Annotated in this window: 17 protein-coding genes; 1 reads left to right on the forward strand and 16 read right to left on the reverse strand. The window is 44.4% G+C overall.

What is annotated here, in order from left to right:
• Positions 1 to 3: 3 nt before the first annotated feature.
• From HP548_RS01865 to rpsF, 16 genes are all read right to left on the reverse strand, one after another.
• Positions 4 to 915 (reverse strand): DUF2232 domain-containing protein, encoded by a 912-nt coding sequence (locus tag HP548_RS01865; RefSeq protein ID WP_076287681.1) that lies wholly within the window; start codon positions 913 to 915, stop codon positions 4 to 6.
• Between the two features lie 5 nt (positions 916 to 920).
• Entirely contained in the window at positions 921 to 1,223 is a 303-nt protein-coding gene (locus HP548_RS01870) for a MazG-like family protein (protein WP_024629547.1), read from the reverse strand.
• Between the two features lie 260 nt (positions 1,224 to 1,483).
• Complete coding sequence (locus tag HP548_RS01875; RefSeq protein WP_063567369.1) at positions 1,484 to 1,909, reverse strand: CBS domain-containing protein; 426 nt, start codon at positions 1,907 to 1,909, stop codon at positions 1,484 to 1,486.
• A 185-nt stretch (positions 1,910 to 2,094) separates the two neighbouring features.
• Positions 2,095 to 3,129: an LCP family protein gene (locus tag HP548_RS01880; RefSeq protein WP_063567370.1), complete on the reverse strand. Its 1,035-nt coding sequence runs from the start codon at positions 3,127 to 3,129 to the stop codon at positions 2,095 to 2,097.
• A 320-nt stretch (positions 3,130 to 3,449) separates the two neighbouring features.
• Positions 3,450 to 5,042: an MFS transporter gene (locus HP548_RS01885; protein WP_175380709.1), complete on the reverse strand. Its 1,593-nt coding sequence runs from the start codon at positions 5,040 to 5,042 to the stop codon at positions 3,450 to 3,452.
• 232 nt (positions 5,043 to 5,274) lie between these two features.
• Positions 5,275 to 7,695: a S9 family peptidase gene (locus tag HP548_RS01890; RefSeq protein ID WP_246317870.1), complete on the reverse strand. Its 2,421-nt coding sequence runs from the start codon at positions 7,693 to 7,695 to the stop codon at positions 5,275 to 5,277.
• A 121-nt stretch (positions 7,696 to 7,816) separates the two neighbouring features.
• Positions 7,817 to 8,707: a D-alanyl-D-alanine carboxypeptidase family protein gene (locus HP548_RS01895; protein ID WP_076287189.1), complete on the reverse strand. Its 891-nt coding sequence runs from the start codon at positions 8,705 to 8,707 to the stop codon at positions 7,817 to 7,819.
• Positions 8,708 to 8,958: 251 nt separating this feature from the next.
• Positions 8,959 to 10,785, reverse strand: a complete 1,827-nt coding sequence (locus tag HP548_RS01900) for an oligopeptide ABC transporter substrate-binding protein (protein ID WP_076287188.1) — start codon at positions 10,783 to 10,785, stop codon at positions 8,959 to 8,961.
• A 19-nt stretch (positions 10,786 to 10,804) separates the two neighbouring features.
• Complete coding sequence (locus tag HP548_RS01905) at positions 10,805 to 11,710, reverse strand: ABC transporter permease (RefSeq protein WP_076287187.1); 906 nt, start codon at positions 11,708 to 11,710, stop codon at positions 10,805 to 10,807.
• Between the two features lie 29 nt (positions 11,711 to 11,739).
• Positions 11,740 to 12,702: an oligopeptide ABC transporter permease gene (gene opp4B / locus HP548_RS01910; RefSeq protein ID WP_076287186.1), complete on the reverse strand. Its 963-nt coding sequence runs from the start codon at positions 12,700 to 12,702 to the stop codon at positions 11,740 to 11,742.
• Positions 12,703 to 12,709: 7 nt separating this feature from the next.
• Entirely contained in the window at positions 12,710 to 13,642 is a 933-nt protein-coding gene (locus HP548_RS01915) for an ABC transporter ATP-binding protein (protein WP_076287185.1), read from the reverse strand.
• A gap of 4 nt (positions 13,643 to 13,646) precedes the next feature.
• Positions 13,647 to 14,687: an ABC transporter ATP-binding protein gene (locus HP548_RS01920; RefSeq protein WP_217504581.1), complete on the reverse strand. Its 1,041-nt coding sequence runs from the start codon at positions 14,685 to 14,687 to the stop codon at positions 13,647 to 13,649.
• Between the two features lie 690 nt (positions 14,688 to 15,377).
• Positions 15,378 to 15,971 (reverse strand): M15 family metallopeptidase, encoded by a 594-nt coding sequence (locus HP548_RS01925; protein WP_076287184.1) that lies wholly within the window; start codon positions 15,969 to 15,971, stop codon positions 15,378 to 15,380.
• A 216-nt stretch (positions 15,972 to 16,187) separates the two neighbouring features.
• Entirely contained in the window at positions 16,188 to 16,460 is a 273-nt protein-coding gene (gene rpsR, locus HP548_RS01930; RefSeq protein ID WP_062327715.1) for a 30S ribosomal protein S18, read from the reverse strand.
• A gap of 55 nt (positions 16,461 to 16,515) precedes the next feature.
• The gene (gene ssb / locus HP548_RS01935; RefSeq protein ID WP_024629535.1) at positions 16,516 to 17,001 is read right to left on the reverse strand and encodes a single-stranded DNA-binding protein; all 486 of its coding nucleotides are present in this window, start codon (positions 16,999 to 17,001) and stop codon (positions 16,516 to 16,518) included.
• Between the two features lie 48 nt (positions 17,002 to 17,049).
• Positions 17,050 to 17,343 (reverse strand): 30S ribosomal protein S6, encoded by a 294-nt coding sequence (gene rpsF, locus HP548_RS01940; protein WP_024629534.1) that lies wholly within the window; start codon positions 17,341 to 17,343, stop codon positions 17,050 to 17,052.
• A gap of 201 nt (positions 17,344 to 17,544) precedes the next feature.
• Between rpsF and HP548_RS01945 the strand changes: the two genes are divergently transcribed.
• Positions 17,545 to 17,739 carry a YjzC family protein gene (locus tag HP548_RS01945; RefSeq protein WP_053781958.1) on the forward strand — a complete coding sequence of 65 codons (195 nt, stop codon included), beginning with the start codon at positions 17,545 to 17,547 and terminating at the stop codon, positions 17,737 to 17,739.
• The last annotated feature ends 173 nt before the right edge of the window (positions 17,740 to 17,912 follow it).

Raw genomic sequence — 17,912 nt, forward strand, 5'->3', positions numbered from 1 at the left:
ACCCTATCGTTTTGGTTTCGATATTGCCTCGCGAAGCGGGAACGCCAGATCGATAATCCCGATAATCCGCAACGGTCCAATGAAGAAGACTGCCGCCGCCAGCAAATACGGTACAACCGGATTCCATTTCTTTGCATGTGAGAGAAAGAAGAAGAATCCGATAGCTTGAATCATGAAGCCCAAATTGATTAGAGGCGACAAGTTCATGGCAATCATGGTCCAGTACGATCCGTCACTCTGTCTGGATATCACTTCGAACAACAATGCCAGGAAGTAATACCAGATCAGGGCACGCGGCATACGCCATTCACGCGCAGGTGGAAATTTCGGTACAACCACACCCATAACGTTCAGAATCGGACGTGCAATGAGATGTGTGATTAGAGCCATGACCAGAGACGTGACCACCAAGGCGAATGGAATCATCAGCTGCGTCTGTCTTGCAACATCCTGTGTCATTTCAGGTGTCCATACAAACCCATTTACCATCTGACTGGATGAATTCGTCAGCGGTTCAATTGTCAATCTGACCACATCATCAATATAACTCGACAAATCAAACTGGAAGATTACACTTCCAATCAACAGGACCAACAGATATTCGGCCAGCATGGCTCCACTTCCTACCATTAGGGCGAACAGGGCTGACTTCTTTTTCTTGTACGCATTGCCCATAACAATGGCGGGCAGGGTGAACAAAAGCAGTAATAACAAATAAATCGGACTAAATATGACCAAAATAATCGCCACTGGGACGAGATGCCATATGAATGATTTTACTGGTAATGAAGCAAACAAAATAACTCCAGGTATCATCATGAAAAATATGGCCAGAACCGATAAAGGAGTTAACAGCGAAAGTAGCAAGAGCAGATAAACTACGCTCCAGACAGCTGATTTAAAGCTAAATTTCAACAAATTCACCTCTTACGCATGTGATCTTCTAGCGCGGAAATATCCTGGTACCAATCTTCCAACTGGTGACCTTCCTGTTTATGCTTTTTCAATTTCTCAACAAGCAGTGCATCCAGATCCTTGAAAGGAATACCGAGCCTGCGGCCCAATATGTAACTACTCATCATCAAACTGGCGAGACTGTCCCCGATTCGGGTTGTACTGCCTTCCCATAACGCTTTGAATAATCGGGATACCTGATCAAGCACTTCGGTTTTAAGCCATTCAATCACTTTAGCGCGTTTGGCTACATCCAGTTCTTTAGGCATATTGGCGAAAGTCACTCTCCCCCGAAAAAGCTTTATTCTCCATTATAGCATAAAAAGGGGGGCCGCAAAATTACCCCAAAAAGCGGAGAAGTCCTCCGAAACTTATCTCAGGTACTTTGCGGGGACCCCGTAGAACGAATTCGTATTTTATCTTGTCGAAAATTCATTTAAGTTCGCGTTCAGCTCTTCTTAAGTTTAACATGATACCGGACGGCTGTGATTATCCACGCTGCTGCAACAATATCGAAATTTGTTTCGACTTACTTCACTTTCATGGATTCCTTGGCTACAATACCCTCGCAATACTCAATAATTTGACTCCGTCTTACGATCCCAATGAAGCGCTCCATATCATCAACAACCGGCACAAAGTTCTGCACTTTGGCCAAATTAATCAAATCCTCCATGTTGGCTTCAATGGATACCGGTTTGATATCCAGCCGAAGTGGAACGTCCTTGAGCAGAAATTTTGAAGCGTTTTCAAATGTGATCTTTCCCTCGGCGTTCTTCATATACCACAACAGGTCACCTTCGGTAACTGTACCGATATACTTGCCTTCCTTATTCAAAATGGGCACCGCCGTGAACCGATGATATTCCATCCGTTCCAACGTTTGCCGCAGAGTAGAATCCGACGTCACGCACGTAACTTCTTGTTTGGGTAGCAAAAAAAATGCGATGTTCATACCCTTAAGTATCCTCCTTGTGAAATTTCATCAGTCAGCTTATTACATTCAACTTACATAGTACGCATTAGAACGCAAGATGTTCCAAAAGGACATAATTCCTTCTACAAAGTAAAAAAAACAGCAGCCCGCCAATAAACGCACTGCTGATCGTTGTCAAAAACATAACGGCTGTATGGAATTGGTTACTCGATCTTCTGCCGGTCAGGAATCATCACTTCACCGGCTGGGGTCGACTCATCCATCCAGTTGTTAATCAGCTCTTTGGCATATTGGACGTCTTTCTCATCTGCCTTGCCATAATAAATTCCGTTTTTCCGCATCCCTTCGCCCAAAATAGTGAAGCTTGAGATTTGCGGTTTTTCCTGAGTCAGTACCTGTTTGGCCAGATCAATAATGAAGGAAGGCTGCATATCCGTTTGGAAGCTGTCTCCCATAATCTGAATCAATTCTGGAATTTTGCTGATGGCGTTCAGATTAAGCATCTCATTCGCCATGGCATTCAGGAAAATCTGCTGCCGCTTGGTGCGATTAAAATCGCTATCCTCACGGTATCTTACATAGTAAAGAGCTTCCTGCCCGTCATAGATCGGCTTACCGCCTTCAATTGTGAACTGCACATGTTCCGGGTTCTTGTTCACAATGTCCTCATCAATCGGCAGCTTCACGCCACCAAGCGCATCAACGACTTTTTTGATCCCGTCAAAGTTAATCGTTGCATAGTAACCTACATCCGCATCGAGAAACTTCTCCACCGTATTGATAGACATATTCTCCCCACCGAAGGCGTAGGCATGCGCGAGCTTGTCATAATCATCCTCGCCATCCTTGTTGGCATCACGTCCAACAATCTGCACATAGGTGTCACGTGGAATGGACACCAGGAGTACTCGAGATTCTTTCGGACGAACAACGGCATAGATAACCGTGTCTGAGCGCCCACGTGTTTTCTCATAGGCACGTTTGTCTGAGCCTAGCAGCAACACCGAGAACGGTTCTTTGCGATATACTGTTGGGTCGGGCGTATTGTTGCCCTCCTGCGGCACGTAGGAACGGGACAATTGATCTTCAACTGAACCAGCGAGAAACAGATCGAAGGCCGCTACAGCAAGCTGCTGACGAAACAAATAGCCCCCGATTAACAAAACTACGAGCGATACGAGCGTTATATATAGACCTTTTCTTCTTTTCTTCTTCTTATCTTTAGTTCTGCTTGTCATCCATCGATTCCTTCTTCACTGTCAAAATGAAATTCGATACTACTGCTATATAAGTTGAATTTAACTTATCCTGACCCCGCAACGGTACAGTGTTAATGATCCGTTCAACTTATATACTTACCATTAAACGTGCGCAATGGCTGGTGACACGGTGTTCTCTGAAGTTTTCTCTATCTGAAAAGAAAACGCCGCTCACGCTCGTTCTATTGTAATCATTGCTGGATGATGAAAAGTTACAATACGGTTAAATTGAAAAGAACAGCGCCCTTTTTTTACTGGCAAAAGGTGCACTGTTCTCTTGATGTGGAATGGCCATCCATTCAGTTTCTGGAGGCTGTCTCCACCCGATTCCTCTTCTCTTTATGACGCAGACGTCCTGTAATAACCGCAGCGACCAGCGTGAGTACACTGAAAATAACAGCAGACCAGAACAGCCCATTATAACCCTCGCCGGTCGTCTGATGTAGAGCCTGCAGCAGCACATCTCTAATGCCCGGATCAGGAATTTGGGACAGTCCTTCTGTTAAGCTGGAAATATCGCTCCCTGAGGCCGAACCGCCGCCAGACGCATATTGTTGGAGCGCTTCGGGCGGCACCTGAATGCCCTGATCTGCAAGACCCTGCTGAATATTGGATCCCAGGTTGGAGAAGGAACGAGCCAGGAAACCGGCAAAAATGGTTGGGGCGATCGCCATTGCCATCTGACGGAATAAGGAACTGGTCGCTACCGCAATGCCCTTGTTGTTCTCACCCGCTTGCTCAGTAACGAGTACGTTCACTGGAGCTCCCAGCATCATACCGAAGCCAATCCCCACAAGTACACTCGCAATCACGAATTGCCAGATATGCTCTACCCATAGTGGGAAGAGCAGGAAGCCGATTGCCGACAGCAATCCGGCTACAGATAACGTCCAGATTGGTCCTTTGCGGTCAACCAGATAACCACCACCACCCGCACCAATGCCTGAAGCAAGAGCAAGCGGTGTAAACCAGTAGCCGGATGCTGTGTTGGATACCCCGAGGTATTGCTCAACAAAGCCTGGAATAAAGATCACAGATGCCAGAATGGCTCCTGAGAAAAAGGCAATCAGTAGCGTCCAACGAAAGGACGCAATGCCCAGAAGCTGTGTAGATACAACAGGTTCACGTTGTGATCCTTCCAGCCTTTTTTCAAGAAAGTAGAAGAGCACCAGAATGACCACACCTGCCAGGAAGAAACCATAGAACGTGGGTGAGCCAAGACTTTGCAGCATATTTACGCCATCCAGGTTGCTGAAGCTGTACATCAAACTAAGCACACCCAGCGTCAGGACTGCGATACCACTCCAGTCCACCGCCTTACGGCTCAGCTCCTGTTCTTCATGAATATAACGGATGCCTGCAATAAACAGCAAAATGGCGATCGGTACATTGATTAAGAACAGCCAATGCCAATTCCCCGTAATGTCGAGAATAAAAGCACCGATATTCGGTCCAAGAATCGCCGCAACCCCGTTCATCCCTCCCAGAAGACCCAAGGCTGTGCCCTGACGCTCCGCTGGGAACTTGCTTAATACGTAAGAGCTCGCAATGATAAAAATCCCGCCACCACCCAACGCCTGGATGACACGAGCAATCAGGAAGAAGGTAAACGATGTGCTTAGTGCAACGAGTAAAGATCCGATTCCGAACAAAGCCACTTCAATCAGAAACAGCTTCTTGCGTCCATAACGGTCGGAGAGCTTACCTGCAATCGGCACACTCACCGCAAGTCCGAGCGTATAGAGCGTAATTGTCCACGCTCCCCACGTCGGCGACACGCCAAACGACGCATTTAAAGTCGTCAGGGACGACGTAATAATTCCGTTATCCAGCGCAGCCATAAACACCCCGATAGCAAATAGGATAAGCGGCCATTTCATTTGTTTTTGCATCCCATGTTTCCTCCCCAATCAGATTGCAATCCAGTAGCGTAAGGCTGTAATGATACATATATATTAAACCAAATCGAACATTAATGACTCACTGGTCATTTTAAAACAGAATGGTTTCATATGTCAATTTGTTAATATGCTTGTATACCTCATTCAATTCCCTGCTCCAAAATAAAACCGTCCCTCAGGTTGAATGGAACCCGTGGGACGGCCTTCTTGTTGAACTAAGCTACTATTGCTGCATTAGGTGGCGATTCAGGAATTTTTCAATGGCACGATATAAATCCAGTTGATTTTCAACATTGCCGAAGCCATGTCCTTCATTGGCTTTTAACATATAAGGCACATCTACTCCACGCTTGCGCAGAGCCTCCACGATCTGATCAGACTCGGCCTGTTTGACACGCGGATCATTTGCACCCTGAACCACGAACAATGGGGCTTTCATCTGATCGATATGGAACAGTGGTGAGACAGCTGTCAGCAGCTCCTTGTCTTTCTCCGGATCACCCATACGTTCATAGAACATGTTGCGCTCCGACTCCCAGTAAGGTGGGAGTGAATCCAGCAGCGTGAACAGATTAGATGGCCCGACATAGCTAATTCCTGCGGCATACACTTCTGGTGTGAATGCCAGTCCTGCCAGAGCAGCATATCCGCCATAAGATCCACCGTAGATAGCTACACGCTTCGCATCAACCGTTCCCTCTTCAACCAGCCAATTTACACCATCTGTGAGATCGTCCTGCATAGCTTTACCCCACTCTTTGTTGCCAGCATCCAGGAATTCTTTCCCGTATCCAGTAGAGCCACGAAAATTAACCTGTAGTACGGCATAGCCACGGCTTGCGAGAAATTGAATTTCCGGATTGAACCCCCACGAATCCCGCGCCCAAGGTCCACCATGAGGAACAACAACCAGTGGCAATTGGGAAGTCTCGTCTCCTTGTGGAAGCGTCAGATAACCATGAAGCGTTAAGCCATCACGTGACTTGTACGTAATGGGTTTTACATCCGACATTTTACTCTCATCGATCCAAGGTGCCGCGTCAGCTAACTTATCCAGCTTACCTGTCTTGGAATCGTAGAAGTAATAGGTGCCCATAGATTTATCGCTATACGCAATGAACAGAACCTGACCTTCTTCACTTATGTTTGAAATGCTTACTTCTTTACCCGGAACTTTTGCCTGAATATCCTGCATCAATTTTTTGAAATCATTATCGAAGTATTCATAGTTAACCTTGTCAGTCTCATAGACAGCTGCAAGGATTGTGCCTTTTTCTTTAGAAGGAACGAAACTGGATACATCCACATCCTTATTTTCATAGATGGTTTTCGTTACTTTTTTACTGCTTGGGCTATATTCGACAATCGCAGTTTTATCCCGCTCCAGATTGGATACTGCATAGATGTTTTTGTTATCATACGTGAACATCACCGGCGCAAATGTTTCTCCCAGCTTGGTGGTCATCAAATTCTCAAATGGTTTATCTTCCGATTCACGATACATCAACGAAGAGACATTACCATCACTGGATATGGCCACACGGATTTTACCCTCATGGTCCGTAAGCCAGCCCGTAATATTGCCCGGGTTCTCTGCAGCAAGCACAGCCTCACCTGTCTTGATGTTAATCCGGTACACGTCAAAGATTCGGGGATCACGTTTGTTCATACCTACTAGAATTTCATCTGGAATATTCTCCAGAGAGTCTACCAGGATCGCTCTTGTATTCGGATATGGTGTCAGATCCTTGCTGTTCTTCCCATCGATATCCGTTACATAAATATGATAGTTCTCGTCCCCTGCTTCATCCTTTACATATAACAGCTTATCCTTTGTCGCCCATACAAATCCCGCTATACTGCGTTCAGTCTCACTTGTGATACGTACCGACTTGTCTTGACCATTTTCTTTCACCACAATATTCATTCGGTTGTTCCACGGCTCCATGTAAGCCAGATGTTTACCATCCGGAGACATTTGGAATCCTGCTTGAGCCGGCTGTTTGAAGAAGTCTTCCAGAGGTGTAAGACCTTCTGACTGTACATCAAGCCCAAGAGCGAGGTACAACGCATCAGCAAACTCACCATGGGTCACTGAATTTTTGGCATTAAACGCACTGCCTTCAATAATAAAATGCTGCTTCAGACGAATCGCATCCTCCGTATGTACCTTCGGAATCTGCGCCATATCACTGTATACAACCTGAATGCCATTATCCTTCAGTTCAAATGCCCGAGTAAACAACGATGCCATCTGTGCTCTTGTGAGAGGTGCATCTGGTGCATACCCTTTGGCTTGTCCTTGAATAAGACCACTTTGCTTCAGCGCGTAAATGGCAGGAGCAGCTTCATCCTTAGCCAATACATCTGCGAAACCTGTAAGAGACGCTGGAGCATCCAGTTTAAGTACACGCTGCAGGATGATTGCCGCCTGAGCACGAGTGATTGGCGTTTGTGATTCTCTCATTCCATCTGTTGTGCCATCTATGTATCCCAGTTGCTGTAGTGTCTGTGTTGCTTTCGAAGCAATCGATTCAGCGACTGCCGCCGTAGGCTTCACCGCTTCTGCTGCCTGGACCACAGGTTGAATTAGAGCGATTGACATCGCCATGCTAAGCGTGAGAGCATATACCTTTTTACTCATTGCGTTCAAGCTAGTTCCCCCTTTAAAGTGAATTACATCATAATTTGGAATTATACGTAAATCATTTTACCATGATCCACCGTTGGTTAACAGCGTAGAGCCCCCACGTTCCATTACCCCCTTACTTTGAACCGGAAAATCCATAATTGAATAGCTTTCGTGTCTCGATGAAACGTCCCTCACGACTATCCGAACCCAGTACAACGGAGATCAGTCGCTTGCCATTTCGCTCAGCCGTTCCAACGAAATGATAGCCGGAATCCTCATCATATCCGGTCTTCAATCCATCGTTGCCATCGTAAGCATAGGGTCCGCCAATAGAGGACAGCATCCAGTTGGTGTTGCTCATGTACATTCCTTTTTGGTGCATTGATACCTGCATTTGGCTGGAAACTCTCAATATTTCGGGGTAGTTATTTAGCAGATAACGAGCAAGCTTGCACGCATCTATAGCGGTCATTACAGTCTGGCCTTGTATTTCCTTGGGACGATTCGGACCGAGTCGTTTTTCGCTTAAACCTGTTGCATTGGTAAACACCGTCTTGTCAGACAGTCCGATCTCGGTAGCCTTCTGATTCATCTTTTGTGCAAAAGTCTGCTCTGTCCCACTAATATGTTCAGCTAGAGCAATAGCAGCGTCATTCGCGGAATAGACGGCTACAATCTGGAATAGCTCCTGCACAGTAAATTGCTCTCCTTGTTTCAAACCCAGGTGGGTTCCACCTACTGAACTTGCATACAGGCTGATATTCACTGGGTCGTCCCAACGCAATTGTCCGTTGATCACGGCTTCCATTATCAGCAGTTCTGTCATTAATTTGCTGATTCCTGCAGGTGCAATCTCTTCAGAACCGTTAAAGTTGATTAGTATCTGCTCAGAGTTCATATCCATTAATACAGCCGATTCAGCCTTAATCCCCGGTTTGCCCACCAGCATGTCCGGTTTTACACCCAAATATATAATGACCAGTAGAGCCAGCAGCATTCCTGCCCGTATCCACCATCTTTTCATCGGAAAATCACCTCTTACAGATATAGACGAAGTGAAGAGGCATTTTGTCTGCACTTTTTTGAAAAAAAGTTAAATTTTTTTTATTTTTTTGTCACCAAAAAAACATGGACCCCATACCCCCATGCCAGAGTGTACGGAATCCATGTTTTTCAAGACTTTTTGTATTCATACCTAGAAGATTCTTTTCAATTAGATCTAGCAACCGAATTCTTAAAAGGACCCCAATCCTTATTGTTGCTAATGCTTTTTTATTACTCTGCTACAACCGCTTTATCTGCATTAACTTGAATGTCATTCAGATATAAACCTGTTCCGTCACCAATCGCGTAGTTCATTACACGTTTGTTCACTGGTGCTACAACAGCACGGTACAATGTCGGGAATACAGGAACTTCATCAACCATGTACTGTTGCCATTGGTTGTAGATCTCTTTACGTTTGTCTACGTCAAATGCTTCAGCAGATACACCTTGTGCCAGCAACTTGTCATTTTCTTCGCTAGAGAATCTCGAGAAGTTGTACAGTGCATCACGGCCATACAGACCTGCTGGATCTACGTCAATACCAACGCCCCAAGCAGCTTGATACACGTCCACATTTGGATCATCTTTACCTGTGTTACCTACACGATCATAGAAGTTGTTAAACTCGATCATTTCCAGGTTTACTTTCAGACCAATTGCAGCCCAGGATTGAACGTAGTAACGGGCGAGCGGCTCTGCAGTGTCGCCACCTGTCATGGAAATAAAGTTGATTTCCAGTGGGGAACCGTCCGGATTTGTACGGAATTCACCATCCAGTTTGTAGCCTGCTTCGTCCAGCAATTTCTTCGCTGCTTCAGGGTCATAGGCTACACCTGGATTGTTGGAATCATGGAACTCTGGGTGGGACGGCGGGATCAGCGTTGTTGCATTCCAGCGCAAACCGTTGTAGAAACGTTTACCTACTTGATCGTTATCCACTGCCATCCACATGGCTTTACGCAGGTTTTTGTCAGCCATTTTTGCATCTGGGTTTGTAACAACTTTGCCGTTGTCAGCATCCCATGTGCCCAGTTTGAAACCGATGTAGGTGTAAGCACGATCGATTGCACCCAGGAATTCAACGTTGGACATATTGGCATTGTCTTTATATTGATCTGTCGGGAATGAATCCACGAGGTCTACCCCGCCAGATTTCAATTCTTGAACAACCGTTGTTGGGTTGATTACTTTCAAAGTCACTTTGTCCAGTTTTGGAGCACCACGCCAGTAGTCATCGTTTTTAACGAAAGTCACAGACTCACCTGGAGTGATCGTTTCCACTTTAAATGCACCAAAACCGATTGGTTTTTCACGCACTTCTTTGGAAGAAGACATTTTCGCTACATCCATACCACCAAAGATATGTTTAGCCAGCGGATATGTCCATACGCCACCTGTCAGCAGGGATGGTGTAGATTCTTTGTACGTAATGCTGATTTGTTTTTCGCTAAGAACTTTGATCCCAGAGATCGTTTTTGCTTTTCCAGCGTGATATTCATCCATACCTACTACACTTGTAAAGTTGGAATCGTAACGTGGACCATCATAAGCTTTGTTACCGATAACTTCATAAGCAAACTGCAAATCTTCAGCCGTTACCGGCTTGCCGTCATGCCAGTTTACATTATCACGAATGGTCAGTGTGAACGTTTTTCCATCTTCCGATGTTTCATACGTTGCTGCACCATCGTTGGTATATACATAGTCTTTGTCCCAAGTCAGCAAACCTTCATCAAACCATTGCAGAACCATTGCATCTGGATTACCGGAGTAGAAGTTAAAATTCAATGTTCCTTCAAAAGCAGTATCGGATACAAGTCCGTATGTTATGGATCCACCCTCAATTGCAGTGCCTTCATTCGTTTTAACGTTGTTGAAATCTTCAATCGAGTAAACGCCTTCTTCTTTAGCAGGTTTTTCCTCCGTCTTTGTTTCCCCTGTGTTCGTAGAAGGCGTTGGTGTTGCCGCCTCTTTCTCCGAGCACGCCGCAAGCGCAAGTACGAAGACCAACATCATTGTGAAAAATAGTCCCCGTGAAAATAATCCCTTTTTCATGAACCTTTCCTCCCTTTTTTTAACCTCTTCTTTGTCTTGCATCAGTCGCACGCTTCAGGGCTTGTCCGACATTATTTATACTCAACATCAATACCAGAATAAGTACCGATGCGGGTAGCCATATCCACCATCTGGATTCCAGTGTTTGCGGATTACGAGCATAGCTTACGAGTGTTCCAAGACTGGGTGTGCTTTCTGGAAAACCAAATCCCAGGAAAGACAGCCCTGATTCGAGGCCAATGTTGGCAGCGAGGTTTAACGTCATCGTAACGATGATAATGGAGCTAAGATTAGGAAGAACCTGTGAGACCATGATCTTCAGATGGGAAGAACCTAATGTTTTTGAAGCTTTGACATATTCCAGTTCACCCTCTTGTAACGCTTTGGAGCGAATCAGCCTCGCAATCCCCATCCATAAGAAGGCAGTCATGATCAGTGAAAATGAAATAATATTATACTTTGGCACGGCTGTTACAAACGCAATAACCATCATCAGGACCGGAAGAATCATAAAAAAGTCCACAATACGCATGAACAGATTATCAATCATTCCACCGAAGTAACCGGATAGAACACCAACAAAGATACCAATGATACCCGTCATAAAGGTAACCAGAATTCCAATGCTTAACGAGTTGCGTGTTCCGATAACAAGTTGGCCAAATACATCTCGACCACCATAATCCGTACCAAGCCAGTATTGCGCGGAAGGTGGTTCGTACAAGGCGAACAAATCTACCTTAACGATTTCGTCCTGATCCAGGATCATGGAAGCTCCATATACAAGGAAGATGACGAGCCCCAAAAATATGAGTGAAACTAGGGCTACCTTATCTCTAACCAGCTCTCGCCACAATATATTCAAGCTAGAGGGGCTTTTATCAACCTTCTGTGAAGTTACTACAACATCATTGGTATTGCTCATCTTGTTTTCACCCCGAAATCTTCAAGTTCTTACTTAATGCGAATACGCGGATCGACTAATCCTAGAACAATATCAGAGAGCAATGATCCCAACACGGTAGCTATCCCGTATAACAGAACGAGTGCAGTGACCACACTGAAATCTCTCAATGAGATCGAGTTCAGGAACAACTGCCCCATACCCGGATAACTGAATATGCTTTCAATGAAGATGGTACCACCGATAAGTCCAGCAATTTCATAACCAAAAAATGAAGCGACTGGCAATAAGGAGTTTCGTAGAATGTGTCTGTTGTAAACCCGGGATTCCGAAGCACCCTTTGCTCTCGCGGTAAGGACAAATTCTTTATGCTTTGTATCAATAATTTCGCTTCTTAAATACTGCACCGTCGAAACGGTAGAAATCAAAGCCATTGACATTGCTGGAAGTAGCAAGTGGTGGATCTTACTTACAACGTAATCAAATGTTCCTGGTGTTAGTCCAGGTGCTACACTTCCCCCAGTTGGGAACCAGCCAAAATTGAATCCAAAAATCCATACCATCACCAATGCGAAAATAAACAATGGAGCTGCAAAGCCCAAGTAGGTGTAACCTGTGATTAATCGATCGGACCAAGTATCGTTGTAACGTCCGCTGATAATGCCAAGTGGAATGGCGATCAGATAAGTGAACACCAGCGTCGCCAGTGCAAGCCAGAACGTATTGCCAACCCGCTGACCAATCAGATCTGATACTGGCATTTTGAATCGGAATGATTGTCCGAAATCGCCTTGTGCAGCATTTTTGATCCAATCCCAATACTGCACATACCATGGATTGTTTAATCCCAGTCGTTCCCGCTGTTCCTCCAGCGCTTTTGGATCAATACTCGGATCGAGCAATCCGGTAAGTGCATCCCCCGGCATCGCTTTGGCCATCAGAAAGACCAGAAGACTGAGCAAAAAAACCTGAGGGATCATAATGATAATTCTGCGTACTATCGTTTTCCACATATGGCCTTCAACCTTTCTGAGGTAGAGCTACTCGGTGAGTATCGGAAATGGATTGGAGCGAGTATGCCAGCCCTTCCTCATCAAAGAAGTTTCGGTATGAATTTTCATACTCGGATTTGATCTGTTGACGGAAGGCTACCATTTCTTCACGTTTGGTTGGATCCATATCCGGAATGGCTGCTATTAAACGCTTAGTATAGATATGTTGTGGGTTCTCAAATATATCATCCGTTGTGCCCTGCTCCACATATCGACCTTTATACATAATTCCGATTTGATCACACATATGGCGAATAATGCCGAGATCGTGACTGATGAACAAGTAGGTCAGATTCAACTCTTTTTGAATTTCCTGCATGAAGTTAAGCACCTGTGCTTGTACAGATACATCGAGTGCAGATACTGGCTCATCTGCGATGATCAGCTTTGGCTTCAATGCAATCGCACGAGCGATCCCAATCCGTTGCCGCTGACCCCCGGAGAATTCATGCGGATACTTATAGATCGCTTCGGGACTCAATCCGACCTTCTCCAGAAGATCACGGACCTGACGTTTCTCTTCCGTAGCCGTCAGTCGTTCATAATTGCGGAGTGGCTCAGCAATGATGTCGATAACACGCTTCTTGGGATTTAACGAAGAGTACGGATCCTGAAAGATCATCTGCACATCACGCTGCAGTTGTCTATCTTTCCGCCTCTCTTTAGCCAGATCTCTTCCATTGAAAAGAATTTTCCCTGCTGTCACATGGTTTAAGCCAATAACGGCTCTACCCGTAGTCGTTTTGCCTGAGCCGGACTCACCTACAAGACCGTATGTTTGACCCTGCTCAATGGAGAAGCTCACATCATCAACGGCTTTGATGTTACCAATCTCACGCTTGATCAACCCTCCGCGAATCGGAAAGTGAATTTTTAGTCCTTCTACTTCGAGTAATGCCATTATGTTATTCCTCCTCAGCTTGATCAGGGAAATGAAAGTGCTGATAACAGGTACAGCGTACAAAATGACCTGGCGCAATTTCATGCATCTGTGGGTTTTCTTCATGAGCCGAATCACTTATCCATGGAATTCGAGCCTTGAATCGGCACCCTTGGCGAGGAAGATTTTTCAGTGATGGAACCATGCCTTGAATGACATGAAGCTTCGATTTTTCTTCAGAAATAGTAGGAATAGAGTTTAGTAGAGACCGTGTATATGGATGCTTGGCATCCGTCATAAGAGTATAAATATCTGCAATCTCCACAATTTCTCCTGCATACATAACTGCTACGCGATCAGCCATCTCGGCAACGACTCCCAGATCATGCGTGATCAGGATAATTCCTGCGTTAATCTCGTTCTTCAATTCGCGGATAAGCTCCAGAATTTGTAGTTGGATTGTAACGTCAAGTGCTGTCGTTGGTTCATCGGCAATCAGCAATTCAGGCTTATTGGCAATCGCAATCGCGATAACAACTCTCTGTCTCATACCACCCGATAGTTCGTGAGGATACTGCTTGTATAATTGTTCGGGACGCGGAATCCCTACTTGATTGAGTAAATCAATTACTTTGTCTTTCTTTTCTTTCGAAGATAGCTTGGGTTGATGCAGTGTAAGAATCTCTTCGATCTGTTCACCGATCACCATCAGAGGATTTAATGCGGAAAGTGGGTCCTGAAAGATCATTCCCATCTCTTTACCGCGGAGTTTGTTTAATTTGTTTGGAGATATACCAGCAATATTCTGCCCTTTGTATAGAATCTCCCCTTCAATTTTGGCTTTGTTATGCAAACCCATTATGGAAAAAGCAAAAGCACTCTTGCCCGATCCTGATTCTCCCACAATAGCCAGTACTTCATTCTTTTTAACCGTAAGGTTAACGTGATCAACTGCTGCATAATAGTCATCTTCAATTCTGAATGATGTAGTTAGATTTCTGACTTCCAATAGCTCTGTATTCAAATCAATCACCCTAACCCCATAATTTCCGCAGACTGTATTCATGTGTAGAAGAATGCATCCACTGTATATTTCCATGTTCTTGAAGATAATGAACGAAAGTGTATACAAAATACCAAATCATTAGGAGAATCCATTTTTGACTACTGCTATTTAGACCGATGGTCAATTAATGCTGACAATTCCTAGCGGGATTATAATGCAAAATAATTAATGTAATCATACGTGTAAATTTAGATGACGTCAATGCTTAATTTGAGATTTATGGTATAAATGTTTTTTATAGCACAGTTTTGGGTATTAGTTATACTTTAAAGGGAATATATCAAGGAATTTCAGAGCCAGGCGGATACTTTCAATGGTAAGGTTTAAATCTTAAAAATACCGATTATCTAAATATATGACATTATCATTACACGTGTTGTGTAGTTAAATGTTAGAAATGTAGATATAACAAATTATTATGTTAGGTATGAGGGAATTGTGGAGGTCTTATTTTATTTGGAAGTGAAATTGGTTTCTATCCAAATTCTGTACTTTTAGAGGTGTAATTTAGATATTACTAAAGGATTGAAGTTAAATTTCTAGTTATTATAGTATAGTTTCATTTAATCGCTTATGTAAAGAACAAATTGTCATCTTTTATCATTTATTTTACAAAAGAAAGAAAAAAGCCCTGCAAAATGCAAGGCTTTTCTAATATTTATACATATAGATGTATATATAATATCCTATTTAGTGTGTGTCCGGAGGTCTTTTCCCACGCTTCAAATCGTTGATACTTAATCCAAAGTCCATCTGCAAGTGAGGATAATCCGGGAAGTTAGCCCAATCTCCTCCCCATGTAAACCCTAGTTCTTTGGCAAGCTCCACAACTTCCAACCAATCTGGCTTTCCATTGCCGTTATCATCACGTTCCATATCCCACACTACATCTCCTTCAGGAGTCCGTAACGCAAAATCAATGGCCAAACCATAGTTGTGATAGGACTCTCCCCCTTTGGCGTTGGTAACGATATTTCCGGAAAGGGAGCGTCCTTGATTATAGAGGGCATCTTGTTCGTCTATGCTGCGGAAATCATGTGTAATCACGACTTCAATTCCTCGTCTAGCTGCCTTTCGAACCAACAACTTCTCACTTTCCGCGACTACCGGGTGGAGTCCTGTGATCGGCACGGCTTCTTGTACGTTGGTTCGTGGCCATATATCATAGGTATCTCCTTTTTGCTGTAACCACACATATATAATGGAAAGCAAAAACGTAGCTACGATCCAAAATCGCAGACTACTCTTGCGTCTCTGTTTTACTTTACGTTTGGATGTATTCATGCTCTCTCCTGATGGTGGAATCTATATTCGTTCAACTCAAGCTACCTGCTATCAGCAATATAATAGACTCTATTATAAATCATTTACGCCTTAATTGCTTCTATCGTCGCAACTCTTACGAAATCCAATTACCAGGAGATAATCACCTTGATTATTTTCAGATGCAAAAAAGCAGCCGGCTATAAGCCGACTGCTTTGTATCCATGCTGAGTAAGACTACTCAGTTGTGTATGGCAGCAATGCGATTTGACGGGAGCGTTTGATGGCAATCGTCAGCATGCGTTGATATTTAGCGCTAGTACCTGTTACACGGCGTGGCAAAATTTTTCCGCGCTCGCTGATAAATTTACGAAGCAAGTCCGTATCTTTATAATCGATGTGAGTAATTTTGTTAGCTGTGAAGAAGCACACTTTACGACGTTTGTTACGGCCGCCACGGCGAGCCGGTCTTTTATCGTTGTCTCCGCCTTCTCTTTGCTTGAAGCTCATGCTTTTCAGTCCTTTCCTATCGTTTAGCCAATCACTCTAAGAGTGTCGGTTCACGTTAAAATGGCAAATCATCATCCGATATATCAATCGGTTTTCCGTCATCGGAAAAAGGATCCTGATTGTTGCTACGCGAATTATTGTTATTGTTCGCGCGCCCGCCGCCTCCGTAAGAAGGCTCTTCACGCATTGGTTGCCCACCGCCGCCACCGTTATTATCACGGTTAGCTGACTCCAAGAAACGGACGTTATCGGCAATGACTTCGGTCACGTATACACGTTTTCCTTCGTTATTCTCGTAATTCCGTACTTGAATGCGTCCTTCGACTGCAGCTAGGCGTCCTTTGCGCAAATAGTTTGCACAAGTCTCAGCAAGCTGTCTCCAGGTTACGACCGGAATGAAATCCGCTTCCCGTTCTCCCCCTTGGCTTGTAAACGGTCTGTCCACTGCCAAAGTAAATTGCGTAACTGCTACTCCAGCTGGAGTATAACGCAACTCAGGATCCCGGGTTAACCGGCCGATCAGAATGACACGGTTCAACAATGTAATCCCCTCCTTCAGAGCGTATTGGTGCGTTGATCACGAGTTGTCTTAAGCAGACTTAACGTCGTTTGTAATGAGATAACGAATTACTTCGTCAGAAATCTTCATGAGACGCTCAAGTTCAGTAACTACTGCTGGTTCAGCAGTGAAGTGTACCAAAACATAAACACCATCACGGAATTTCTTGATCTCATACGCAAGACGGCGTTTACCCATAACGTCGTGAGCTGTAACTTCACCACCGCCGTTGGAGATGATGCCTTGGAATTTATCGACTGTAGCTTGAACAACTTCTTGCTCAACATCAGGACGAATAATGTACATCACTTCATATTTGCGCATAATTTTCACCTCCTTATGGACTCTGGCCCTCAATCTAAGTTGAGAGCAAGGAACGAGCACAAACTCGAACTATATTAATATAACAAAAATGACGCCCCAATGCAAGCAAACGTTCCCTCTTCTCATTACACATGATCATAACTCCAATGGAGCACACTACAGAAGTAACATTGAAATCCATTTTGCCGAGGAGGTTTTATCATGGGTGAAAGAACCGAGTTTGAACCAGGAGACAAAGCTCCAAACGATGGTGAGTACACCGAGGTTGGTGAGAAGAGCTTTCATACGGAGATTAATAATCCGAAACGGGTAACCCTCCAAAAGGGCGAAGCTTTCCCTGAAACAAGCAATCAGAATCGCAAGTGGAAAAAGCTTACCAAAGCCCGCGTCCACTAGGCGTAAAGATTTTTTTCAGACTGCTGTATATAAAACGTACTAATGCACATAATACAATCAGGCGATGCACGAGAGAGGTGTGGTTCCGTTGGACAACGAAGCCGAACATTCACTGTTGGAGATTCATCACGTAATTTAAGAAGCAAGATGATTGTGTGTAAGGCCTTTGTCTG

The sequence above is a fragment of the Paenibacillus taichungensis genome, from assembly GCF_013359905.1.
Lineage (GTDB): Bacteria > Bacillota > Bacilli > Paenibacillales > Paenibacillaceae > Paenibacillus > Paenibacillus taichungensis.